Origin of the sequence: Flavobacterium sp. (assembly GCF_965657075.1) — a bacterium.
Taxonomy (GTDB): Bacteria; Bacteroidota; Bacteroidia; order Flavobacteriales; family Flavobacteriaceae; genus Flavobacterium.
Window position 1 is genome coordinate 116,222 of the sequence record NZ_CBFHMV010000002.1, and the last position, 24,026, is coordinate 140,247.

Below are 24,026 nucleotides of genomic sequence, written 5' to 3' on the forward strand. Positions count from 1 at the left end.
TTAATGCTCAAATCTTGATACTTTCTATCTTCTTTCCAAAAGTACAACATTTTCCACATGATGTGTTTGCGGAAACATATCTACTGGTCGTACACGGGTAACTTTGTATTGTTCGTCCATCAAAGCTAAATCCCTTGCTTGTGTAGCGCTGTTACAACTTACGTAAACTACTTTTTCAGGAGCAATTTTTAGAATTTGAGCCACAACATCTTTATGCATTCCATCTCTTGGTGGATCAGTTATGATAACATCAGGATGACCATGTTGAGCAATAAATTCATCATTGAACACGTTTTTCATATCTCCAACAAAGAACTCACAATTGCTTATGTTATTTCTTTCTGCATTTGCTTTGGCATCCAAAATAGCTTCAGGAACAGCTTCTACACCAATTACTTTCTTTGCCTTTTTGGATACGAACTGTGCAATGGTTCCAGTTCCAGTATATAAATCGTAAACCAATTCATTTCCAGTTAATCCAGCAAATTCTCTAGTAATTTTATACAATTCGTAAGCTTGTTTTGAATTAGTTTGATAGAAAGATTTGGCATTAATACTAAAATGCAACCCTTCCATTTCTTCTAAAATGTACTCACGACCTTTGAATAATTGAATATCTTGATCGTAAATAGTATCATTTGGTTTGCTATTAATAACATATAGTAATGAAGTGATTTCAGGAAAAGTTTCAGCTAAATGATTCATCATCAAATCCCTACTAGTTTTATCATCTTCAAAAAACTGAATCAACACCATGATTTCTCCAGTGGAAGCTGTTCTAATCATTAAAGTTCGCAATAAACCTTCGTGATTTCTTGGGTTGAAAAAAGTCATGTTATTTGCATTGGCAAAACTTCTAACTTCATTACGAATAGCATTTGAAGGGTCTTCTTGCAAATGGCATTTTTCAATATCTAAAATTTTGTCCCACATTCTTGGAATATGAAAACCTAAGGCATTTTTATTGTCATATTCAACTCCAGAAGCTATTTCTTCATTAGTCATCCAACGTGAATCTGAAAATCCAAATTCCATTTTATTTCTATAGAAAAATTGTTTTTCTGAACCTAAAATCGGCTCAAATTCAGGTAATTCGATTTTTCCTATACGTTTTAAATTATTAAAAACTTCCTGATTTTTGTAGAATAGTTGTTGGCTGTATTTCATATTTTGCCACTTGCAACCACCACAAACACCAAAATGTTGACAAACAGGTTCCGTTCTGTGTTCAGAATATTTATGAATTTTTATAGCTTTTCCTTCAAAATAGGCTTTTCTTTTTTTCAAAGTTTGCACATCAACTACGTCACCTGGTACAACATTTGGTAAAAATATTACTTGACCTTCTGGTGCTTTTGCAACCGAAACTCCTTTAGCACCAGCATCAAGAACTTCTATATTTTCGAAAACTATTTTTTCTGTACGTTTTTTTCCCATGGCACAAAAATAGAAAGAAATTTTAGATATTTAGATTGTTAGATTATTAGATTAATTGATTTTCCTATTAATCTAATCATCGAGTTGTCAAAATATCGAAAAATCAAAAAAAATATGTATTTTTACCAACCAAACACAACACTACATTATGGGTCAAAAAATATTGCTCACTGCAAAGGATGTCAATATCATACTGCATCGTTTGGCTTGTCAGTTAATTGAAAACCATCTCGATTTTTCAAACACTATTCTTATTGGTATTCAGCCAAGAGGAACATTTTTAGCCAATAGATTAGCTACAATTCTTAAAGAAGAGTATAATATTAATGATTTAAAAGTTGGTTTTTTAGACATTACTTTTTTTAGAGATGATTTTAGAAGAAGTGAAAAACCTTTAGAAGCTAATAGAACTGAGATTGATTTTATAGTTGAAGATAAAAAAATTGTTTTTATAGATGATGTTCTTTACACTGGAAGAAGTATTCGTTCGGCTTTGACTGCTATTCAATCTTTTGGAAGACCTTCTGAAATTGAGCTTTTAACTTTAATTGACAGACGTTTTAGTCGTCATTTACCGATACAACCAGATTATAGAGGTAGACAAGTGGATGCAATTAACAACGAAAAAGTTATTGTGAAATGGCAAGAAAATGATGGGGAAGATGCTGTTTATTTGGAAAGGAAGAGCTAGTATTAAGATAAGAGTTTTAAATATTAAGACTTTAAACTACAAACAATTAACAACAAACAATAAACTAATTAAATGAAAGAACTATCGGTAAATCATTTACTAGGCATAAAATACATCAATAAAAACGATATTGATTTAATTTTTGAAACAGCAGATCATTTCAAGGAAGTTATTAATCGTCCTATTAAAAAAGTACCTTCTTTGAGAGATATTACAATTGCAAATATCTTTTTTGAAAACAGTACTCGTACTAAATTATCTTTTGAATTAGCTCAAAAAAGACTTTCAGCTGATGTGATTAGTTTTTCTGCAGCTCAATCTTCAGTCAAAAAAGGAGAAACACTTATTGATACCGTTAATAATATTCTTTCTATGAAAGTGGATTTAGTTGTGATGCGTCACAGTAATCCAGGAGCAGCACATTTTTTAGCTAATAATGTAAAAGCTAGTATTGTAAATGCAGGTGATGGTGCACATGAACATCCAACTCAAGCTTTATTAGATAGTTTTACAATTCGTGAAAAATTAGGTGAAGTTGCTGGTAAAAAAGTAGTAATTGTAGGCGATATTTTACATTCAAGAGTTGCCTTATCAAATATTTATGCACTTCAAATGCAAGGAGCAGAAGTAAAAGTATGTGGTCCAAATACATTGATTCCAAAGTATATAGATTCACTTGGAGTAAAAGTAGAACCTAATTTAAAAAAAGCACTTGAATGGTGTGATGTTGCTAATATGCTGCGTGTACAAAATGAACGTTTAGATGTGAATTATTTTCCTTCTACTCGGGAATATGCACAACAATATGGTTTGGATAAAGAATTATTAGATTCGCTAAACAAAGAAATTGTAATCATGCATCCTGGACCAATAAACAGAGGAGTAGAAATCACTTCAGATGTGGCAGATTCAAATCATTCGGTAATTTTAAATCAAGTTGAAAATGGAGTAGCAGTTCGAATGGCTGTGATTTATCTTTTGGCAAGTAAGATTAAGCAATAATATATATTAATTCAGGAATTTCTGAATTCTAATTTCTAAATTCTAAATTTAAGATGAAAGTAGAACAACAAGGTCATACTTCAATAATTAAAGATACTCAAGGAAATTTTTCTAATTTTATTATAAAGATTTCAGAACAGTTCAATTCTTTTAAAAAACAAAATTTAATTTTAGATATTTCTAAAGATGAAAATTTAAATATAAAAGATTTAAAAGAAGCTAAAGATTTAGCCAAAAAATTTAAAAAAGAAAAAAAAACTATGGTTTTTGTAGCTGAAAACATAGATTTTAATGAAATTCCAGATTATTTAATGGTTGTTCCTTCTATATTAGAAGCTCATGATATTATTGAAATGGAAGAAATTGAAAGAGATTTAGGGTTTTAATTTTTTTTAGTTTTTAAATACAAAAAAACGTCTCGATTTCTCGAGACGTTTTCTTTTTATAGAAGTTAACAATTAAATTATTTCTTGATTAATTTAATACTTTCAATTAAGCCTTCGCTTTGTAATTGAATAATGTAAGCACCAGCTTCTAAATTAGACATATTTAAGTTTAGTTCATTATTATTTGGCTGAATAGCCATTACTTTTTGTCCAACCAAATTAAATACTTCAACTGTAGTAATTACATTTGAATAGCTTATTGATACAACATCAATTACTGGGTTAGGATAGTATTTTAATTTTGTTAAGTCGAAACCTTCATTTCCTAATGTTACTGTTACTGTTACTTCTAATGAGGTCAAACTCGTACAACTATTAACTGTCTGTGTGGCATAATAAGTTTCCCCATTTACCAATTGAACTGTTGAAGCTAATGGGTTTGAACCAGCAATTGCATCAGCAGCAGTTGCATACCAGATTATATTTGAACCAGTAGCCATTAAATCAGCAACTGTAGCCTCTGATAATGCAGCAACATTAAAGTTTTGTAATGCATCTCCGGTTGGAGCAGCAGTTACATTTACTATAACACTTACCAAAGTTCTTTCACTTTCACAAGAGTTCAAAGTTTGAGAAACATAATAATTTCCTGTTGCTAAAGTTGCTGTAGAAATAAGAGCTGTTCCACCAGACATTTGATCATACCAAGTTAAATTTGTACCAGTTGCCATTAAATCAGCAACAGTTGCACTATTACAAAATGTTTGAGCGGTTGCTGTTGGTGCAGCAGTTACATTTACTATAACACTTACCAAAGTTCTTTCACTTTCACAAGAGTTCAAAGTTTGAGAAACATAATAATTTCCTGTTGCTAAAGTTGTTGTAGAAATAAGAGCTGTTCCACCAGACATTTGATCATACCAAGCTAGATTAGTACCAGTTGCCATTAAATCAGCAACAGTTGCACTATTACAAAATGTTTGAGCGGTTGCTGTTGGAGCAGCAGTTACATTTACTGTAACACTTACCAAAGTTCTTTCACTTTCACAAGAGTTCAAAGTTTGAGAAACATAATAATTTCCTGTTGCTAAAGTTGCTGTAGAAATAAGAGCTGTTCCACCAGACATTTGATCATACCAAGCTAGATTTGTACCAGTTGCCATTAAATCAGCAACAGTTGCACTGTTACAAAATGTTTGAGCGGTTGCTGTAGGAGCAGCAGTTACATTTACTGTTATTGATGTTGTGTCAGAGCTTTCACATAAATTATTAGACACAGCCATAGCAGTTATTGTTTCAGCGCCATTAGTATTAGATTTATAATATACCATATTTGAGGGTGTATTTGCTACATAAGCAATAGTAGCTGCAGCATCAGAATATAAATTTGTAGTTGGTGTCCACACTACATTATTTACGGCTGAAGCACTCACATTAACATCATCAATAAACCAGTTATCTCCATCATCGTTAGTCATAACAAATGCTAAATATACTTGTTGTCCAACGTATGCACTTAAATCAACATTTTTCATTTCGTAAACACTAAAAGCACTATTTAAAGTCCCTTCTGTCCATGTAGCTGCATCTGTAAATGTAGTCATGTCTGTTTGTGAAGTTGTTGAAACTTTTACATAATAATTACTACCAAAATCACTAGAGAAACCTTGTTTTGTATAAAAAGATAAATTCGGATTAGTAATGTTAGTTAAATCAATCATTGGAGTTACTAACCAATCTTCTGCGTTTCCACCAGTTACATTTTCATATCTAACAAAAGCTGCATTTGAGCCAGAAAAAGAGCTAGTGTTTGTTGTCCAATTATAAGTTGACCCCAAACCATTTGTTCCAATGAATGAAGCCCATCCTGTAGGAGGTACTCCATTTTCAAAACCTTCATTGAATAAAGAAACAGTGTCACTGCTAGAAGCACTTAAAGTAACAATTTCTTCTGAACAAACTGTATTGTTTGAAGCTGCAATTGTAGGAGTTGAAGGAAGTGTATTAACATTTATTGTAATAGAAGATGTATTTGTACAACCAGTTAAAACATTTGTTCCTGTAACAACATAAGTAGTAGTTTGAGTTGGCGATACTGTTAATACAGCTCCAATGGTATTAGCAGCATCATCCCATACATATTCATAGTTCGTATTTGTACTAGTTGCTGTAATCGTAGTAGGATTTCCAGCACATGTAATCATATTTGTTGCAGATGAAGTGATTTCTACAGGCGCAACAACATTTAAAGGTGCATTTGTGTTTGTTGTACCGTTCCAGAAACCATTATTTGTAGCTCCATATCTAAAAGGTCCATTGTTTAAACGCCATCTACTTGCAAAATAATGAGTGCCTAAAGTAAGTCCTGAGTAATTCACTACAAATTCGTCATTATTACCTGAATCTACGTTATAAGTTGCAACAGTCCATAAACTTTCAGACCAAGTTGCAGGATCAGTATCATCCCCTGATTTACCTATCCAAACCTCAATTCCTGCACCTGGAGCAGTTGCGTTTGCATTAGTAACTCCATCTTCCCAACCTTGAGTGTACACATCTACACTTTGGCAAGATTCAATAGAGGTTACTTCCGAATTATTTGCTACAAATGATTGTAAATTAGCAAAGTCAACCGCGTCTGTTGGTTGAGCTAAAACAGTCAATTTGTAATCTTCAACTTCTCCACGTGTTCCTCCAAATCCACATGCTGAATCATCACCAGGATTACTATCATTATAATCTACCATAACTCTCATTACATAGTCTCCTGGTATTGTTGTTGAAGGAATAGTAATTGCAAAATTATAAGGACCTGACCCATAAGATGAAGTAGAATAAACCACTTCTGAAGTTTCAAAAGTTAAATTGTTATTCCAATCTACCCAAACCGCTAGTCCTAATGAACCACCAACTATTGAAGCATTTACATCAAAAGTACCATTCACAAATTCAGTAACTCCTAAAGTTGCGAAGTTGTTTTGATAACCACTAGTAGCATAACCTGATGTCAAATTAGATACATCTACACTAGCATTTGTTGTACTGAAATTGTCAATATATGTTAAACTACTTGTAGAAACAGGTATACAATATCCTGTGTAAAAAGACGCAGAAGCAGTCCAAGGACTTTCATTACCTGTTGCGCAAATACTTCTAACCCAAACATAATAAGTTGTGTTAGGCATAAGCGAAGCCAAATCAGCAGTAGTTAAAGCAGTTGCACTACCTGAAACAGTTGGAGTTGTATTTACTGTATCAAAATAATATTCATAACCATTTGCCGGTGCAATTGAAGGTGCGTTCCAGCTTAATGTTGCAGAAGTTGATAAAACATTTGAAACAACCAAACTAGTAGGTAAATCACAAGTTGGTAAATTTTCAATAACTATGCTGCCAATATGAAAATCATAATCTGGAGCATCATCAACAGGACCATCTTGAGCTTTAAAAGCAATTTGAATGGTTTGTCCGATGTAGGCATTTAAAGAAACAATATAATCTGTTAAGATATTAGTTAATGTGTTTGTGTTGGATGCTTCAAAAGTGTAAACAGGAGTCCAAGTTAATCCACAACCATCGGTAGATACCATGACAAAAACTTTGTCATCAGTACCTTGCATTCCAGCTGCGTCAATATTTCCATTACCAAAGTCAGTTATTGCTGCTTTAAATTTTAATCTTGAATCAGCATTTATAGTAACTCTAGGAGATACTATCCATTCGTTTCTAGTTGTTGTATATAAGTTGATTTTAGCTGTAGTTGCTGAACCAAAAACAGTTGAACTAATCCATGCTGAAGTTGATCCTGAAGGTGAGGAAGCTCCAGCAGCTTCTGACCAACCCGGTAAAACAGTAGCTAAATTTGCACCAGTAAACCCAGTAAAATCATTACTAGCAGGTAAACTTGCACTTACTGGTTGAGTAGTTGTAAAACCAGAAGGATTTGAAGTGTTACCATTTATGTTGTAATAGTAATCAAAAGTTGGTGTTGTGCCACATCTAAGGTATTCATAAACTCTTACATAATAGGTTGTGTTACAAGTTAAACCTGAAACCGTTACTGAACTTCCTGTTCCATCGTAAACAACTTGTTCCCCTGACCCTGCATATAAAGCAGCTGCAGTCGCAGGTCCTGTTGTTCCATTTACTGGATCAGTAAAACTATTGGTATTATTAACAACTACATATCTTCTGTTACCATTACCATTAGTCCAATTCAATGAAAATCCAGTATTTGTAATTGCAGTTGTATTAACATTAGTCACTTCAACTGAAGGACTTGTAGCTGGAATCAAATTAAATGATGAAGTAGAAGCTGAAGTGCTTGAATTACTACAAGTTACAGTTAATCTATAGTAAATTGAACTTCCTGCAAAAGAAGGTGGTGTGTAACTTGCTGTAGTTGCACCTGTACCACCAACTGCATTAGACCAAGCATCAGCGGCACCATTATCATCAGACTCTTCCCATTGAAATGATAATCCAGTAACTCCTGTTGAGAAACCTGTAGTTACTATTGCACTTGGTGTTGTTCCTGTACAAAGAATTTGGAATGTTCCGTTTAAAGTTCCTGCTACAGGTGCTCCTGTACAAGGAGTTGGAGCTGTCCATGTAAAAGTTCTTCCATTATCAGGAAAAGCTGCTGGTGAAGTACTTGTAAAACGTACATTATGGCCATTAGATGTTGCTGCAACTGTATCATCCCATGAAGGACTTGTATCAGGTACACTTGTTGTTAGTCTTCTAGAATTGTAATCTGTATTTGTTGCACCTCTTAAACCTACTTGAGGTGTATAAGTTGTTGTTGCATTTACTGATGAAAAATCAGAATATACAATATTAATAGTACCATTTACAGTATTTAATCTAATCTGAAAATCAAATATTTCTACTGAAGTACTAGACGTGTAACGTGCCATGTCGTTCCATTGAAAAATGATTTCATCTCCAATTTGTTCCCATCTAACTTCAGGAACCGTACCACTGGCATTTGCATCCATTAAATCACATGCAAGTGCAGCAATTACACCAGTTGCAGCTGTTGAATTAGAAATTGGAGAAGTAGATGAAAAAGCTCCAACACCTAAAGCAAGATATCCATCAACCTTAGCAAATACTTGTGTTACAGAAACACCATTAAAAATAAATGGAGTTGGCAAAGTAACTGCTATTCCATTAGAATCAAGAGCACTACCACTAAGTACTACTGTTCCTCCAGTAATGGGCGTATAGGTGCCAACACTTTGAGAAAAAACATAGTTACTTACTTGTGCTTTTAGTTGCAAACACATAAGTAGTGCTAACAATAAAAAAAAGTAATTTTTTTTCATTTAATTGAGTTTAATAATTAGTTAATAAGATGTAAATTTAAAATTTTAAGTGTTATAAATTTATGGTTTTACAATTTTTATGTTAAATATAATCATTTTGTTAAAAATATCAGTAAAAATATTGTAAAATTAGCGTTTTGACTTTTTAATTGCTTTTTTCCTATTTTTTAGTGTGTAAATAAATATAGTAAATTTCTTGGATAGCCCTCAACAGATTTCTATATTGCTGTTTTTTTCCAATAAATAACACTTTAATTTTGAAAATAAATATCTTAGGTTGTTACGCAGCCACTCCAAGAACTTTTACCAATCCAACATCTCAAGTTTTAGAACTTAAAAATCAACTTTTTTTAATTGATTGTGGTGAAGGTACACAAGTGCAATTGCGCAAACAAAAAATTAAATTTTCTCGAATAAATCACATCTTTATTTCTCATTTGCATGGGGATCATTTTTATGGTTTGATTGGTTTGATCTCTACTTTTACCTTGTTAAATAGAGAAAATGATTTACACGTTTATGGACCAGTTGGAATCAAAGAAATCATTTTATTACAACTTAAAATTTCCAATTCATACACAGGTTATAACTTATATTTTCATGAATTAAATTCAACCGAAAGTGAAATTATTTTTGAAGATGAAAAAGTAATAGTCAAAACGATTCCTTTAAAACATCGTGTTTATACAAACGGTTATTTATTCAAAGAAAAAAATACCAAGCGAAAACTTAACATCGAAGCGGTTGAAAATTACAATATTGATACTTGTTATTATCAAAAAATTCAGTTTGGAGGTGACGTAACTTTAGAAAATGGAACCACCATTTCAAATGCAGAACTTTCTTTTGAACCAGATTACGAAAAAAGTTATGCTTTTTGTAGCGATACTGTTTATAATGAAGATATTCTGTCAATAATTAAAGATGTTGACGTCTTATATCATGAAAGTACTTTCTTGGAAACTGAAGCTCATTTGGCTGAAAAAACCATGCATACAACTGCTAAACAAGCAGCCGAAATTGCCAAAAAAGCCAATGCCAAAAACCTAATTATGGGACATTATTCTACACGTTACGGTAACATTGAATTATTCAAAGAAGAAGCACAAACTATTTTTGAAAAAATACATTTAGCTGATGATGGAAAGTGTTTTGAGTTTTAATTAAGAGCAAATGGCTTGGGCTTTATTTAGCTACCTTATTCCTGCTGTCCATTCTATTCCCGATAAATCGGGAGATGCCATTCCCATCAAGGCTATTTAACAAGTGTTGGGCGTACTTATCAACTTTATTCTTCGTAAATTTGTTACATTAAATAAACAGTTACAATGAAAGATTTAGGAAACTACAGAAAATCATATGATAAAAGTGAATTATTAGAAACTTCAATTCCAGAAGATCCAATCAATTTATTTCACAAATGGTTTCACGAAGTAGAAGCATATGATGGAGTAGGAGAAGTAAATGCTATGACCGTTTCAACACTTGGGTTAGACGGTTTTCCAAAAAGTAGAGTAGTGCTCTTAAAACATTTTAATGAAGAAGGTTTTATTTTTTATACTAACTATGACTCTGAAAAGGGTAGAGCTGTACTTCAAAATCCAAATGTTTGTTTGTCTTTTTTTTGGCCAGTTGCTGAGCGTCAAATTATTATCAAAGGTATTGCTGAAAAAACACCAAAAACAGTTTCAGATAATTATTTTGCTTCTCGTCCTGATGGAAGTAAATTAGGTGCTATGGTTTCTCCACAAAGTGAAGTTATTCCTGACAGAACTTTTCTAGAAAACAAATTAATAGCATTAGAAACTTCTTTTGAAGGAAAAGAAATTCCAAGACCAGAAAATTGGGGTGGATTTTTAGTTAAACCTATTTCTGTAGAATTTTGGCAAGGTCGTCCCAACCGACTTCATGACCGAATTATTTACACAATTTCCGATGATTATTCATGGAAAACGCAAAGATTGGCTCCATAATAAGGTTTTACCGTAAACGTTTTACTGTTTATATTCATAATTCATATTTTCGTTTTTTTTAGGAATTTAGCTTCTATATATTTGTTCAAGAAATCAGATATAAATATTAATATGGCTTTTGAAAGTTGCCCAAACACTTTTAAAATCTCCCAAAAAATTAACCTACTATGAAAACAAATTTACTTAAATCAATCGCAGTTTTAGCATTAGTTTTTTCCATGACTTCATGTTCTTCACCTGAAGAAGCTTCAATCGAATCAGTAGAAGTTATCAACGTTTATGAATATAATGAAACAGAAGCTAGAGTTCTTAATTTAATTAACCAACACAGAGCATCTCTAGGTTTAAATACTTTAGAAAGAATCAATCATATATCATATAAATCGTCTCAGCATTCAGAATATATGGTAGCTACAAATGATGTGGGACATGCTAATTTTGGTGAAAGACAAAACAACATGCATCAAGCATTAGGAGCTTTAAAAGTTGGAGAAAATGTTGCTTTTAATTATTCTTCTCCAGAAGCAGTAGTTCAAGCTTGGTTAAATAGTGCAGGTCACAAAGCATCTATCGAAGGTGATTATACCCATTTTGGAATCTCTGTTAGACAAAATGACTTAGGTCAAAAATATTATACAAACATGTTTATCAAAAAATAAGTATTTTCGATTTTAATTATTATGTTTGGTAGCCACCTTTATAAGGTGGTTTTTTTTGTTTACTAAATTTTAAGTTAATTATACTTAACAGTAGATATATTATACTTTTACGGTACATTATGTAAGTACTTAAATTAGTTTCTTTTGGTCTCGCCATAGGCATTTTTTAGTTAACTATAATTGGCTTTATTTACTTATGAATTTATTTTAGAATTGTTGAAATTAGTTGTTTTTGCTAACCTTCTGAAATAAATATTTTCAGTATGTTCTTGTAATAAATATTTCACATTTCTTCGATTGCTGAGTAATTTATATTGCTTACTCTTAATAGTACACAAACCAAAAAACCCGTTAAATTGCTTTAACGGGTTTTTTGGTTTTGATTGAAGTAAATTTTAGTATTGTACAATTTTAAATTCACTTCTTCTATTTTTTTGGTGTTCTTCTTCTGAACATGGTGAGTCGTTTGTTGGTTCACAACCACAATCGTTTAATAGTTGTGATTCTCCATAACCTTGTCCTGTTAATCTATCTTTGGCAATTCCTTTTCTAACCAACCAAGCTACAGTAGCTTTTGCTCTTCTGTCTGATAACGCCATGTTGTAGTCATACGTTTGGCGGCAATCGGTGTGAGAACGAACATCAATAGTCATGTTTGGATATTGATTCATTACTTCTAACACGATGGCTAATTTAGCCGCAGCATCAGGTCTAATTTTAGATTTATCTAAATCAAAAAGAATATCTTGAATTCCGAATATTGTTGCTAAATCAACATCTTTTTCGATTTTGGTTTTGGTTTTCTTCACTGGAATTTCTACTGAAGTTGTTCCTGACGATCTTGATGTTTTTACAAATTTTTCTGCTGATGAATATCCGTCTGGTCCTGTTACTCTTACAATATATTCGGTATCACATTCTACATCAAAACTGTATCTTCCGTTTTCGTCTGCATATTTTTGCTCAATGATGTTTTCTTCTAAATCCAACAAAGTCACTTGTGCGTTTGGAATTACTAAAGCGGTATCTTCATCTGTGGCTACACCTTCAAGAGTTTGTTCACATTTTGTGATGGGCGGAATTTGTTCTTTGAATTTATAAATGTCATCGTTTCCTTTTCCACCATCTCTATTGGATGTAAAAAATCCTACTTTTGTTGCAGTATCGATTAAAAATCCAAAGTCATCATTTTTACTATTTACTGGTGCTCCAACGTTTAGTACTTCTTTTGAAGCTTTTGAATCTTCTTCTAAACTGATTAAAAAGATATCTAATCCTCCAAGACCTAATTGCCCGTCAGAAGCAAAATACAAATCATTTTCATCGGTTACAAATGGGAATGTTTCTCTTCCTTCTGTATTGATGGTTTTTCCTAAATTTACAGGAGTTCCGTAACTGTCTCCACCAAGAACATCTACCTTAAATATATCTGACAAACCTAAAGTTCCAGGCATATCGGATGCAAAATATAGTGTTTTATCGTCTGGTGATAATGCTGGGTGTGCTACACTATATTCGTTGCTGTTAAAAGGTAATTCCACTTCGTTGGTCCATTTTCCATCTTCTAAAGTGGCCTTGTATAATTTTAGCAGGATGATTCTTTCGCTATCTTTTCCAGCTTTTCCGTTGGTGTAGTTATTTCTTGTAAAGTACATGGTTTGACCGTCTTTTGTAAAAATAGGTGTTGACTCATGAAACTTTGAATTTATTGCTTTTGAAAAACGTTCTGGTTTTTCTAAATTCCCACTACTACTTACTTTGGACTGGTACAGGTTAGTGAACGATTGATTAGTCCATTTGTGTTTTCTACTGGCAACTCCACCGGTATCTCTAGCAGAAGTGAATATTAAATACTCTCCATTAATTGCTGAACCATAATCAGAATATTTAGAATTGATTGAACCTGCATTTTCTACTACAAATCGTCCAGAATTTTCTTGGATTACTTGTAAATAATCTTTGTTTGCTTCGTATTTTTTTCCTCTACTATCTTCACCCTTTAGTTCGTAGAATTTATCCAACATTTTGTTAGCTTTTTCGTATTCGCCTAATGATTTTAACGATTGTGAATATCTAAAATAATATTCTGGCTCTACGGTTTGCCCCAAGTCCATTAGTTTTGTATACCAACCAGCGGCTTTGTCTAATTCAGCATTAAAATAGTAAGCATTACCTAATTTTTGATACACATCTGCTGATACAAATCCTTTATTAGCAACACGCTCATAAATTTCAATGGCGTCAATATATTCAAATTTGTCGTATTTATTATCTGCTTTTTTCACTTGTACTTTTTGTCCTAAAACAGAAAAGGTACTCATTAGCAATAAAACTATAATTATTCTTGTTTTCATATTTGCTTGTATTTTAGAAGAATCTTGGTGAAATAACGCGGTCATAATTTTGGAATAATTCGTATCGTAAAAATATTTCATGCGAACCCGAATTGTAATTTCCTAATTTAGTGGTTTCTAAATCATATCCATAACCAATAAACCAACTGTCATTTACTTGAAAACCTGCCATTGCACTCACAGCAGCATCCCATCGGTAAGCTACTCCTAAAGTCAGTTTTTCATTGATTAAAAAGTTTCCTGAAACATCTACTTGTAAAGGTGCTCCTTGAACCATTTTGGTTAAAACCGCTGGTTTGAATTGTAAAGAAGGACTTAAATCAAAAACATGACCTGCAATAAAATAATAGTGCATGCGCTCTGTGGCTACAAAACTGGCAGAATTGCTGGTGCTGCTTTGATCAAAATGTTTTGTTTCTAAAATATTTGGAACTGATAATCCTAAATACGTTTTGTCAGAATGAAAATATAATCCTGCTCCTACGTTTGGTGAAAATCTATTGTCAACACTGTTTTGAAATCGAGGATCTGTTGGGTTGTAAATATTTAATTTTGTGAAATCAATGTTTAGTAAATTAGCCGTTGCTTTTACTCCAAAGGACAACTTAAATCGTTCCGATGTTGGAATAGAATATGAAATGTCGGCTGAAACACTTGTCTCATCAGAAGGACCTATTTCGTCCTTTAGCACAGATAATCCCAATCCGATGTTAGAATTAGCAATAGGTGTGTTGAATGAACCCGCCATAGTAACTGGAGCACCATCTAATCCAACCCATTGATTTCGGTATAAACCAAAAACACTCATAACTCCTCTTGACCCAGCATAGGCAGGATTAATGTTAATCGTATTGTACATATACTGCGTGAATTGCGAATCCTGTTGAGAATACATGTCAATCCCCGATAATAATAATACCAATAATAATAGCTTTGTTCTCATTTATTTAATTAGTTATAAACAAGCTAATGTACATATTATTTTGATTATTTAAAGGGCGATATTATATTAATCCATTTGTTTCACAAAATATAAATTACACAACCATGCAATTATTATTAATTAGACACTCAAAATCTTCATGGGACTTTAATTTAGAAGATAAAAAAAGACCACTATCGGAAAGAGGAATTATTGATGCGAATATCGTATTTACTGAGTTATTTAATTTGATTGATGTCAATTATTTTAACATTATATCAAGTAATTCAGAGCGAACTTTATTAACTGCTTCAATTTTTGCATCCGTTTTTAAGTTAAATATCAATACAATTCATTTTATAAATGAACTTTATACTTTTGATTTATTGAATTTTGAAAAGGTGATAAAAGAGAATTTTACTAACAATTTAATTGTTTTTGGACACAATAATGCATTAACTGATTTCGTAAATAAATACAGTGAAAAATATTTTGAAAATATTCCAACTTCTGGAGTAGTAATTCTTAAATTTGTAGATAGAAATATAAAGCCGAAAAGTGCTGTAGTTCACAAAACATTATTTCCTAAAGATTTAAGATGATAGAATTAAATAAAAACAAATATATAGACAGAGAAAAAAGTTGGTTGACTTTTAATGCTCGTGTCCTTCAAGAAGCTTCAGATGAAAGTGTGCCTTTATTAGATAGATTGCGTTTTTTGGGAATTTTTTCAAATAATTTGGACGAATTTTTTAGAGTTAGATATGCATCTTTAAGACGATTATCTATTGAAATGGATAATACAGAAAATATTTTAGGAGGAATTTCAGCTCAAAAACTTTTAAATGATATCACGGATGTTGTTATTTCGCAACAATCTGAAAGTCTTCGCATTCTTAGTGATATTGAAAATCGTTTAGAAAAAGAAAACATTTACATCATTACTGAAAAAGAAATTAATAAAGAACAAGAAGAATTTATTAAAAATTTTTTCATTCAAAATGTGAGTCCTGCTGTTGTAACTATTATGTTAAATGATTTAGATGAATTTCCTTTATTAAGCGATACCTCGGGATATTTGGCAGTGAAATTACAAATGAAGCCAGTTCATGAAAGCGACGATTCAACAATTGAAACTAAAGAAATTAAGTATGCCATTGTAGAAATTCCAAAAACAATTAATCGATTTGTAGTTTTACCAACCAATTCGGATAAGCAATATATTATTCTTTTGGACGATGTTATTCGGTTTCATTTGCACAGTATTTTCACTATTTTTAATTATGAAAAAATTGAAGCACACATGATTAAAATTACGCGTGATGCTCAATTAGAATTTGATAGTGATTTATCAAAAAGTTTACTTGAAAAAATTTCGGATTCCGTAAAAGATAGAAGTATAGGGGAACCCGTTCGTTTTGTATATGACAAAGACATTTCAAAAGATTTGCTTAATTACTTATTATCCAATTTAAAAATTGACAGTTCGGATAGTATTATTCCTGGCGGAAGATATCATAACAGACGCGATTACATGAATTTTCCCAATCTAGGAAGATACGATTTACTTTACAGAAGAAATACACCGTTACCCATTTCTGGACTAGATTTAGAGGGAAGTATTTTATCTAAAATTAAAAAGAAGGATTATTTACTTCATGCGCCTTATCAGTCATTTTCGTATGTAATTCGGTTTTTAAGAGAAGCGGCTTTAGACCCTAAAGTGGTTTCTATAAAAATTACTTTGTATCGTTTGGCTAAGAATTCTCAAATCGTTAGTTCATTGATTAATGCAGCCAAAAACGGCAAAAAAGTTACGGTTCAAATTGAATTGCAAGCCCGTTTTGATGAAGCTAACAATATTTCCTATTCGGAGCAAATGCAAAAAGAAGGTATCAATCTTATTTTTGGTGTAAAAGGCCTAAAAGTACACAGTAAAGTCTGTATTATTGAAAGAAAAGAAAACGAAAAAGTAAAGTTTTACGGATTAATTTCTACAGGAAACTTTAATGAAGTCACAGCCAATTTTTATACTGATGTTACATTGTTTACTTACAATCAAAAAATTTTAAAAGATGTCAACAAAGTTTTTGATTTTTTTGATGTTAATTATCGCATTCATCGCTACAAACATTTGATCGTATCTCCTCATTATTCACGTTCAAGATTTATCAAATTAATTGATCGTGAAATTTTAAATGTAAATTTAGGAAAAAGTGCTTCAATTAGTCTAAAAATGAATAGCTTAACAGATTTTAAGATGATTGATAAACTTTATGAAGCCAGCAGATCAGGTGTGAAAATTAAGTTGATAGTTAGAGGAATTTGTTGTTTGATTCCTGGTGTTGTTGGTATGAGCGAAAATATTGAAGCCATAAGTATTGTAGATAATTATTTAGAACATTCCAGAATTTATATTTTTGAAAATGATGGAAATCCTGAAGTTTACATTACTTCGGCAGATTTTATGACAAGAAATTTAGATTCGAGGGTAGAAGTTACTTGTCCAATTTATGATGACGATATTAAAAATGAATTAATCGAAACTTATAATATTTGTTGGAAAGCCAATGTAAAAGCTAGAATTCATAACGATAAATTAAATAATGTTTATCGTAAGGAAAAAGGAGCAAAACCCTTTAGAGCACAACAAGAGTTATACAATTATTACAGAAATAAATTAACTGTAATTTATAAAGACATTAAAGAATAGAGCCCAAAATAATGATTCAAATAAAAAAATATGCCGCAATTGACATAGGTTCTAATGCCATGAGATTATTAGTAACCAATATTGTTGAAGAAAACGGTAAACCTACTCAATTTAATAAAAGTTCTTTAGTTCGTGTACCTATTCGTTTGGGGCAAGATGCATTCACAGTTGGCGAAATTTCGGAAACCAACATCAATAGAATGGTTGATGCCATGAAAGCATTTAGTTTATTAATGAAAGTGCATAATGTTGAAAAATACAAGGCTTGTGCTACTTCAGCCATGCGAGAAGCTTACAATGGTAAAGATGTGGTTTCCATTATTAAAGAACAAGCCAATATAGATATTGATATTATTGATGGAAAAGTGGAAGCATCCATTATTGCCTCTTCCGATTTAAAACATTTTATAAATTCAGATAAAACGTATTTATTTGTTGATGTAGGTGGTGGAAGTACCGAATTTTCTTTATTTAGTAATGGTAAAATGATTGTTTCAAGATCTTTTAAAAACGGAACCGTACGTTTGCTAAATAATATGGTAAATGATGTAGTTTGGACCGAAATTGAAAAATGGATAAAAACGGCAACTGCTGAATATGATAACGTAACTTTAATTGGTTCAGGAGGAAACATTAACAAGTTATTTAAATTGTCAGAAAAGCATCAAGATGCCCCTTTATCTTACGTGTATATTAATGCTCAATATCAGAAACTAAACGCTATGACCTACGAACAAAGGATTTCTGAATTAGGATTAAATCCTGACAGAGCCGATGTAATTATTCCAGCAACTCGAATTTATTTGAATGCCATGAAATGGAGCGGTGCAAGACAAATATATGTACCCAAAATTGGACTTTCAGATGGTATTGTAAAAGCTATGTATTTTGATAGAATTTGATTATGAAACATTTACTTTTGCTTTTATTTTTGATTTTTCAGACTTGTTTATTATCTCAAAATAAGCAAAAAGATGATTCATACATAATCTTTAGTAGAGTTTACGAAGAACCAGATGATGGTCCATGTAATTTATTTATACATGATGAAACTTCAGGGTTCGGAATATCTTCAAAAAAAATAAAATGTACTGCAAGTTTAATTGATGATTTTAAGAAGTTAAAAGAAAAATCATTTAAATGGAAAAAAGTAGGTGATTACTGTAAGAAAAGATGTATTGGATGTTTAAGAATCGAAAATCAATTGATATTAAAATCAAATACCTATTTAGATACAATCTATTTTAATCTTGATGAATATCAAAAATTGATTATTGATTATAATGGTGATTCATTTCTAGATAATAATAATGAAATTTATAAAACTTTATCCAAAAATAATGAAATCAAAGCTTTTTTTGATGCCCCAATAAAACAATATTATGATGATATATATAGTGAAGATAGAACTCTACTTTTAGATTCAATAGAAGTTGAAAAGTTCAAGATAAATGATTCTATAGTTTTTGCTAGAAATGTAAATCAATTAGATTCAATTATTAAATTTAATTCTCTCACCTATATTCAAACCGAAGACAGATTTAATAATAAATTTAGTTTTGAAAAAAAGCCTGAAGCTTTTAACTATTACAATAATTCTTACAACAATTATTATTTTAATGAAAAAGGTATTATAGAAATAATTGAAATTAAAATGATTGAGGATGAATATGAAAGATATTCAAATAGAGGTTATATAGAAATTTTAGGTTTAAAAATTGATGATAATCATTCTAAAATTAAAAAACTATTTCCTAATTCCAGTAAGTATATTGATTATTCTAGACTTTTTTTTAAAAATTATAAGGATCAATATGTTGTTGAAGTTAAATTTTTAAATAATAATGGTTTTGTAAATTATTATTACAAGGATGGTTTTTTAAATGAAATAAAAATTCAATTTTATTATGATTAAACATCCAAATCAAAAGTTTTTCTCAATACATCTATAGCAGGATTTATAGCTCTCAATCTTTCGTATTTGTCGTCTGGTGTAAAAGCATATTTTTTTTCAACAGTTTCGTTTACAAGAACCTCAATTACAAGATCATGATTGTGTAGTTTACCACGTAAATAGCCAATTAACTCGATACTTCCCGATAAAAATTCCTCTTTGGTACTTTGATTAGGTAGTTCTAAAAGAATAGTCGAACCATTTACTTTTGGTTCATTCATCAACATGTAAGTTGACATTAATTTTTTTCCTGTATCAGACAATCGTTGCGCATATTTATTCCATAATAAAAGCAAATCCGTTTCAGAAAATGATTCCGTTGGCAAGCGTTCTATGGAACTCAAATGAGCAGTTTGTTTGGCTTCCAATTCTTTTTTAGCTCTCAATCCAGCTAATGAAAATGCAGAAACTTTTGGTTGAGTTGTTAAGGGTTGGTTGTTGGTTGTTGGAGTTATTTCCGTTTTTATTGTTTCAGTTGTTTCAATTTGTTTATCCTCAAACTGTTTATTGATGGATTTTGACTCAACACTTTCTTCAACAATCTGTTCCTTTTTTTCTTCAACTTGATTTTTGCCTTCTGCAATCTTATTACTGATAATTGACGACTGTGACTGCACACTATCAATTGGCTTGACTTCCGTAATTGAATACGAATTATTTCTAAAATGAGTAGCTGGAATTATGAAGGATTCAGGCTTTTTTTTTTCTCCATCAAAAGTGATAGAAGCCAATTGCATCAAACATAATTCAACCAACAAACGTTGATTTTGACTGATTTTGTAGTTTAAATCTGTAGTATTTGCCAAATCAATTCCTTTCAATAAAAAGTCTTGTGAAGCTTTTTGAGATTGAGCACTATATAATGCCTTTGCTTGTTCACCAGAATCCAATAGCGTCAAAGTAGATGGCGTTTGACAAACCAATAAATCTCTAAAGTGAGATGCTAAACCTGCAATAAAATGATGTCCATCAAAACCTTTGGCTAAAATATCATCAAAAGCTAAAAGCAATTCTGGAATTTTATTTTCAAGAATCAAATCGGTTACTTTAATATAATATTCAAAATCTAGTACATTTAGATTTTCATAAACGGCTTGTCGTGTTAAATTATTTCCACAATATGAAACTACTCTATCAAAAATGGATAAAGCGTCACGCATAGCACCGTCTGCTTTTTGAGCAATAATATGTAACGCATCATCTTCAAAAGTCACTCCTTGTTCGGTAGCAATTTCTTTTAAATGTTCTTTAGCATCATTAATAGTAATTCGCTTGAAATCAAAAATTTGACAACGAGATAAAATTGTAGGTAAAATTTTATGTTTTTCGGTAGTTGCTAATATAAAAATGGCATGTCTTGGTGGCTCTTCTAAAGTCTTTAAAAAAGCATTAAAAGCCGCTTGAGATAACATGTGCACCTCATCCACAATATAGACTTTATATTTTCCGGTTTGTGGTGGTATTCTGACTTGATCAATAATGTTTCTAATATCATCAACACTATTGTTGGAAGCAGCATCTAACTCAAAAACATTAAACGAAAAATCCTCGTTTGGGTCATCATAACCTTCTTGGTTGATTTTTCGAGCTAAAATTCTCGCACAAGTAGTTTTTCCAACACCTCTAGGACCTGTAAAAAGTAATGCTTGTGCTAAGTGATTATTTTCAATAGCATTAAGTAAAGTATTTGTAATAGCTTTTTGTCCTACAACATCTTTGAACGTTTGAGGACGATATTTTCGAGCTGATACTATAAACTGTTCCATAGAATAATTTGAAAAACAAATATAGTTAAAAGTTTAAAAGTTTAGAGTTTGTTGAATATAATATGTAAGTTTTTTTTTGATTTAATTTAAAATAGAGAATTAGTTTATTTAAATGAAAAATAGTTTTTAAATGCTTACTTTTGTTACGCAGACCACCTTATCGATTCATCTTTTTAGATGAGTAGGAAAGTCCGGACACCAAAGAGTAGCATAGCGGGTAACACCCGTCATTCTGATTTTTCAGAATAGGACCAGTGCAACAGAAAGTATGTACAGATAATGCTGTAGTGAAACCAGGTAAACTCTATGCGGTGCAATTTCAAGTATATCAACATTTAAGGATTACTCGTCCGTTGTTGAAGGGTAGAAAGCTAGAATTATGCAGTAATGTATAATCAAGATAAATGATAAGGTATCTTTTTATTTTTCGAAATAATAGGAGAACAGAATCCGGCTTATAGGTCTGCTTTTTTTATATTTTTAAGAGAATTTTTTAATAAAATGTCCCTTTATACGGATTGCGTTTTGGTTTACTTTTATTTGCGTTAGGGGTTGAAACGGCATCCTTTTTATTTTTTCTTTAAAAATAAAAAGATATAGTGTAAAACCCGACCCTTGTGGTAACGCCCAAAATAGTAATTAAAGATTAACTGTTATCTTCGTCTTCTTCAGTTATTTCTTCTTCTTCTTCTTCTTCGTTACTAAATTCAAAAAAAGAAAACACGGTACCACCATATCTTTTGGCAAATGAAAAATGAATCATGTGCTCTAACGAATTGTCTTTAGAGTGTTCAATAATCAACATACCATCTTCATCTAAAATGGAATTATCAAATACTAAAGTAATTATTTTTTCAAAATTAGGTTGTCCAATATCATAAGGTGGATCTGCAAAAATGATGTCATATTCGCTTTTACATCTTTCCAAATAAGCAAAAGCATCTGATTTTATGGCATTGATGTCAAATTCGTTTTCTTGAGCAATTTTTTTGATAAAATTGACACAACCAGTGTCGCCATCAATACTCGTGATAGGTTTACTACCTCTTGAGGCAAATTCATAACTGATGTTGCCTGTGCCTGCAAAAAGTTCTAATATTCGCAATTGACTAAAATTAAAGTAATTGTTTAAGATGTTAAACAGTGCTTCTTTTGCCATATCTGTTGTTGGTCGAACAGGAAGTTTTTTTGGAGCCTGAATTCTTTTTCCTTTATGTTTTCCAGATATTATTCTCACGAGTTAAAAAGTATAAAATGATTTGAGGCTTCTTCAATAGATACTCCAAAGGTTTGTGCTGTATTATGTAAATCTAATATAGAACAGTTTCTAATGAATTGAAAAGCTGTTTTAAACAAACGATTATCAGTAGTTATTTTTCCAAAAAGAAGTACAGAAACTGTTTCTGGATTTAATTGCATTTGTTCTAAAGTAAATAAAAGATAATAAATAAAATCTTCTTTGGTAGTATGATCAAATGAATTGAAAAAAAGTAATTGTTGATTTTTGGCAATTATGATTTCAAAATGATTTTCTTGAAGATGTACATAAACGGTTTTATCATCAATGTTTTTTGACTTGTCTAATACTTTTTCTACTAATATGGAATTGGTGTTTTTATATTCAAAACTTGAAAATTGATCTAGTAAAAAATTGTTTACATTAACAAAAGGTACATAAATATTTTCGATTTCGTAATTGTTTAAAGTGTCATTGGTAAAATAGTCGCTTTCAAAAACTTTAACGTTATATTGAAGATAACTGGCAATATGAACTTCATCAAATAGAACAGTTGGAACAAAAGTGTTTAAACTATTGTCATGTAAAACAAGTATTTCATCGTAATTTTTTGTCAGCACTGAATTATTTACAAATGCTTTCCATAATTGGGATTCAATAACGTCTTGATTTGTAAACGTAATAGCATTGTGAACTAAAACTTTATCTGTAATAGTATCAAAGACACAAAAAGAAAGTCCACTCAAGGAAACCTGAATGGACAACTTTTTATAATTTTTTTGAGTAATATCGTTAATCGTTTTTACCATATTTTTTTGGCCAGTTTCCTGTAAGTGTAACGTCTTGTAATGAACCAAGAACAATTTTATCACCATCAATTTCTTCGATTGATTTTTTCTTTTTCTCTTGTTTCAATAATTCTTCATCCATACCTTTCAAAATGTCATTTTTATCAATCACAACTTCTAAAGTAGGGAACATTTTATCTTTAACGTTAATGGCACTGTCTTTCATAGTTACTGCAACTTCAAAATCTGCAATTTTAACTTTGTCCATACGTTTGTATCGGTCAGTATTTTTAAATAATGAGTCTTTAACAGAAACGAAACCAATTGTTTTGGTAACTATTTCAGATTTAAAATAACCCCCTTCACCATCTTTTAAACCAAAAGCAGCATTTCTTTTAGAATCTGGAACCATGATGTCTTTTCTTTCGATGATTTCAAACTTTTCCGTTTCAATAAATTTTACTAATTCATCAAAACTTTTGGCATAAGTTCCTTTCACAGCTTTGTGAGCAACTTGTGCTGTTTTAATATCTAAGATTTTGTTTACAGCCAATTCGTAACGTTGTTGTTTTTCATTGTCAAAACGAATTGGTGCCATAACTGAATTGTAAATTAAGTATGCAAAAAGCACAGTAATTAATCCTAATACGATTGAAACAACTGGTCTTGCTTTTGCTGGTAAAAATTTATCAATTAATTTGACTAACACTACTGCAAATACACAAATAAAAATAACAAGTAATACAATTAATAACATCTTTTCTTTATAATTTAGTTTAATAGGTACGCAAATCTACAATTTTTTTTTGTTCTC

Annotated in this window: 18 protein-coding genes and 1 other RNA gene; 11 read left to right on the top strand and 8 right to left on the bottom strand. The window is 31.1% G+C overall.

Annotation, left to right across the window (positions count from 1 at the left end; translation table 11 throughout):
• Window positions 1-24 precede the first annotated feature (24 nt).
• Complete coding sequence (gene rlmD, locus ACTF56_RS02055; protein WP_438965244.1) at window positions 25-1,437, bottom strand: 23S rRNA (uracil(1939)-C(5))-methyltransferase RlmD; 1,413 nt, start codon at window positions 1,435-1,437, stop codon at window positions 25-27.
• A 148-nt stretch (window positions 1,438-1,585) separates the two neighbouring features.
• On the opposite strand from rlmD, the gene pyrR reads away from it, so the two are divergent.
• The 3 genes from pyrR to ACTF56_RS02070 all read left to right on the top strand — a co-directional run bounded on the left by pyrR (window position 1,586) and on the right by ACTF56_RS02070 (window position 3,516).
• The gene (gene pyrR, locus ACTF56_RS02060) at window positions 1,586-2,128 is read left to right on the top strand and encodes a bifunctional pyr operon transcriptional regulator/uracil phosphoribosyltransferase PyrR (RefSeq protein WP_438965245.1); all 543 of its coding nucleotides are present in this window, start codon (window positions 1,586-1,588) and stop codon (window positions 2,126-2,128) included.
• A gap of 72 nt (window positions 2,129-2,200) precedes the next feature.
• Window positions 2,201-3,130 (top strand): aspartate carbamoyltransferase catalytic subunit, encoded by a 930-nt coding sequence (locus tag ACTF56_RS02065; RefSeq protein ID WP_438965246.1) that lies wholly within the window; start codon window positions 2,201-2,203, stop codon window positions 3,128-3,130.
• Window positions 3,131-3,183: 53 nt separating this feature from the next.
• Window positions 3,184-3,516, top strand: coding sequence for a ribonuclease Z (locus tag ACTF56_RS02070; protein ID WP_438965247.1), 333 nt, complete (start codon window positions 3,184-3,186; stop codon window positions 3,514-3,516).
• Window positions 3,517-3,593: 77 nt separating this feature from the next.
• Here ACTF56_RS02070 and ACTF56_RS02075 read toward each other — a convergent pair whose 3' ends face one another.
• Window positions 3,594-8,846, bottom strand: a complete 5,253-nt coding sequence (locus tag ACTF56_RS02075; RefSeq protein WP_438965248.1) for a choice-of-anchor J domain-containing protein — start codon at window positions 8,844-8,846, stop codon at window positions 3,594-3,596.
• A gap of 257 nt (window positions 8,847-9,103) precedes the next feature.
• Between ACTF56_RS02075 and ACTF56_RS02080 the strand changes: the two genes are divergently transcribed.
• From ACTF56_RS02080 to ACTF56_RS02090, 3 genes are all read left to right on the top strand, one after another.
• Window positions 9,104-10,009: a ribonuclease Z gene (locus ACTF56_RS02080; RefSeq protein WP_438965249.1), complete on the top strand. Its 906-nt coding sequence runs from the start codon at window positions 9,104-9,106 to the stop codon at window positions 10,007-10,009.
• A 165-nt stretch (window positions 10,010-10,174) separates the two neighbouring features.
• Window positions 10,175-10,819: a pyridoxamine 5'-phosphate oxidase gene (gene pdxH / locus ACTF56_RS02085; RefSeq protein ID WP_438965250.1), complete on the top strand. Its 645-nt coding sequence runs from the start codon at window positions 10,175-10,177 to the stop codon at window positions 10,817-10,819.
• Between the two features lie 167 nt (window positions 10,820-10,986).
• On the top strand, window positions 10,987-11,478 hold the full coding sequence (locus ACTF56_RS02090) for a CAP domain-containing protein (RefSeq protein ID WP_438965251.1): 492 nt from the start codon (window positions 10,987-10,989) through the stop codon (window positions 11,476-11,478).
• 395 nt (window positions 11,479-11,873) lie between these two features.
• Here ACTF56_RS02090 and ACTF56_RS02095 read toward each other — a convergent pair whose 3' ends face one another.
• Window positions 11,874-13,832, bottom strand: a complete 1,959-nt coding sequence (locus ACTF56_RS02095) for an OmpA family protein (protein WP_438965252.1) — start codon at window positions 13,830-13,832, stop codon at window positions 11,874-11,876.
• A 13-nt stretch (window positions 13,833-13,845) separates the two neighbouring features.
• Window positions 13,846-14,775, bottom strand: coding sequence for a PorP/SprF family type IX secretion system membrane protein (locus tag ACTF56_RS02100; RefSeq protein WP_438965253.1), 930 nt, complete (start codon window positions 14,773-14,775; stop codon window positions 13,846-13,848).
• 104 nt (window positions 14,776-14,879) lie between these two features.
• Here ACTF56_RS02100 and ACTF56_RS02105 point away from each other — a divergent pair, with 104 nt between their 5' ends.
• The 4 genes from ACTF56_RS02105 to ACTF56_RS02120 are packed head-to-tail and all read left to right on the top strand — an operon-like array spanning window position 14,880 to window position 19,382.
• Complete coding sequence (locus tag ACTF56_RS02105) at window positions 14,880-15,356, top strand: SixA phosphatase family protein (RefSeq protein WP_438965254.1); 477 nt, start codon at window positions 14,880-14,882, stop codon at window positions 15,354-15,356.
• Entirely contained in the window at window positions 15,353-17,467 is a 2,115-nt protein-coding gene (gene ppk1 / locus ACTF56_RS02110) for a polyphosphate kinase 1 (RefSeq protein WP_438965255.1), read from the top strand. Before ACTF56_RS02105 ends, ppk1 begins: the two co-directional genes overlap by 4 nt.
• An 11-nt stretch (window positions 17,468-17,478) precedes the next feature.
• Window positions 17,479-18,369, top strand: coding sequence for a Ppx/GppA phosphatase family protein (locus tag ACTF56_RS02115; RefSeq protein ID WP_438965256.1), 891 nt, complete (start codon window positions 17,479-17,481; stop codon window positions 18,367-18,369).
• Window positions 18,370-18,371: 2 nt separating this feature from the next.
• Window positions 18,372-19,382, top strand: coding sequence for a hypothetical protein (locus tag ACTF56_RS02120; RefSeq protein ID WP_438965257.1), 1,011 nt, complete (start codon window positions 18,372-18,374; stop codon window positions 19,380-19,382).
• Here ACTF56_RS02120 and ACTF56_RS02125 read toward each other — a convergent pair.
• Complete coding sequence (locus ACTF56_RS02125; RefSeq protein WP_438965258.1) at window positions 19,379-21,187, bottom strand: DNA polymerase III subunit gamma/tau; 1,809 nt, start codon at window positions 21,185-21,187, stop codon at window positions 19,379-19,381. The two genes, ACTF56_RS02120 and ACTF56_RS02125, sit on opposite strands and share 4 nt — an antisense overlap.
• Before the next feature lie 144 nt (window positions 21,188-21,331).
• Between ACTF56_RS02125 and rnpB the strand changes: the two genes are divergently transcribed.
• Window positions 21,332-21,661: RNase P RNA component class A (gene rnpB, locus ACTF56_RS02130), an RNA gene on the top strand.
• Window positions 21,662-21,833: 172 nt separating this feature from the next.
• Here the strand turns inward: rnpB and ACTF56_RS02135 are convergent.
• From ACTF56_RS02135 to ACTF56_RS02145, 3 genes are read right to left on the bottom strand one after another with little or no spacing between them, the layout of a single operon-like run.
• Window positions 21,834-22,424, bottom strand: coding sequence for an RsmD family RNA methyltransferase (locus ACTF56_RS02135; protein ID WP_438965259.1), 591 nt, complete (start codon window positions 22,422-22,424; stop codon window positions 21,834-21,836).
• Window positions 22,421-23,233 carry a DUF3822 family protein gene (locus tag ACTF56_RS02140; RefSeq protein WP_438965260.1) on the bottom strand — a complete coding sequence of 271 codons (813 nt, stop codon included), beginning with the start codon at window positions 23,231-23,233 and terminating at the stop codon, window positions 22,421-22,423. The genes ACTF56_RS02135 and ACTF56_RS02140 overlap by 4 nt, the downstream gene beginning before the upstream one ends.
• Complete coding sequence (locus ACTF56_RS02145; protein WP_438965261.1) at window positions 23,217-23,969, bottom strand: hypothetical protein; 753 nt, start codon at window positions 23,967-23,969, stop codon at window positions 23,217-23,219. The genes ACTF56_RS02140 and ACTF56_RS02145 overlap by 17 nt, the downstream gene beginning before the upstream one ends.
• Window positions 23,970-24,026: the final 57 nt, after the last annotated feature.

Excerpts from the sequence above, each read along its gene's own strand:
- ppk1 (WP_438965255.1), top strand. The coding sequence starts at position 15,353 with ATGATAGAATTAAATAAAAACAAATATATAGACAGAGAAAAAAGTTGG.
- rlmD (WP_438965244.1), bottom strand. The coding sequence starts at position 1,437 with ATGGGAAAAAAACGTACAGAAAAAATAGTTTTCGAAAATATAGAAGTT.
- ACTF56_RS02095 (WP_438965252.1), bottom strand. The coding sequence starts at position 13,832 with ATGAAAACAAGAATAATTATAGTTTTATTGCTAATGAGTACCTTTTCT.
- ACTF56_RS02070 (WP_438965247.1), top strand. The coding sequence starts at position 3,184 with ATGAAAGTAGAACAACAAGGTCATACTTCAATAATTAAAGATACTCAA.
- ACTF56_RS02065 (WP_438965246.1), top strand. The coding sequence starts at position 2,201 with ATGAAAGAACTATCGGTAAATCATTTACTAGGCATAAAATACATCAAT.
- ACTF56_RS02105 (WP_438965254.1), top strand. The coding sequence starts at position 14,880 with ATGCAATTATTATTAATTAGACACTCAAAATCTTCATGGGACTTTAAT.
- ACTF56_RS02125 (WP_438965258.1), bottom strand. The coding sequence starts at position 21,187 with ATGGAACAGTTTATAGTATCAGCTCGAAAATATCGTCCTCAAACGTTC.
- ACTF56_RS02120 (WP_438965257.1), top strand. The coding sequence starts at position 18,372 with ATGAAACATTTACTTTTGCTTTTATTTTTGATTTTTCAGACTTGTTTA.
- ACTF56_RS02100 (WP_438965253.1), bottom strand. The coding sequence starts at position 14,775 with ATGAGAACAAAGCTATTATTATTGGTATTATTATTATCGGGGATTGAC.
- ACTF56_RS02115 (WP_438965256.1), top strand. The coding sequence starts at position 17,479 with ATGATTCAAATAAAAAAATATGCCGCAATTGACATAGGTTCTAATGCC.
- ACTF56_RS02090 (WP_438965251.1), top strand. The coding sequence starts at position 10,987 with ATGAAAACAAATTTACTTAAATCAATCGCAGTTTTAGCATTAGTTTTT.
- pyrR (WP_438965245.1), top strand. The coding sequence starts at position 1,586 with ATGGGTCAAAAAATATTGCTCACTGCAAAGGATGTCAATATCATACTG.
- ACTF56_RS02140 (WP_438965260.1), bottom strand. The coding sequence starts at position 23,233 with ATGGTAAAAACGATTAACGATATTACTCAAAAAAATTATAAAAAGTTG.
- pdxH (WP_438965250.1), top strand. The coding sequence starts at position 10,175 with ATGAAAGATTTAGGAAACTACAGAAAATCATATGATAAAAGTGAATTA.
- ACTF56_RS02145 (WP_438965261.1), bottom strand. The coding sequence starts at position 23,969 with ATGTTATTAATTGTATTACTTGTTATTTTTATTTGTGTATTTGCAGTA.
- ACTF56_RS02075 (WP_438965248.1), bottom strand. The coding sequence starts at position 8,846 with ATGAAAAAAAATTACTTTTTTTTATTGTTAGCACTACTTATGTGTTTG.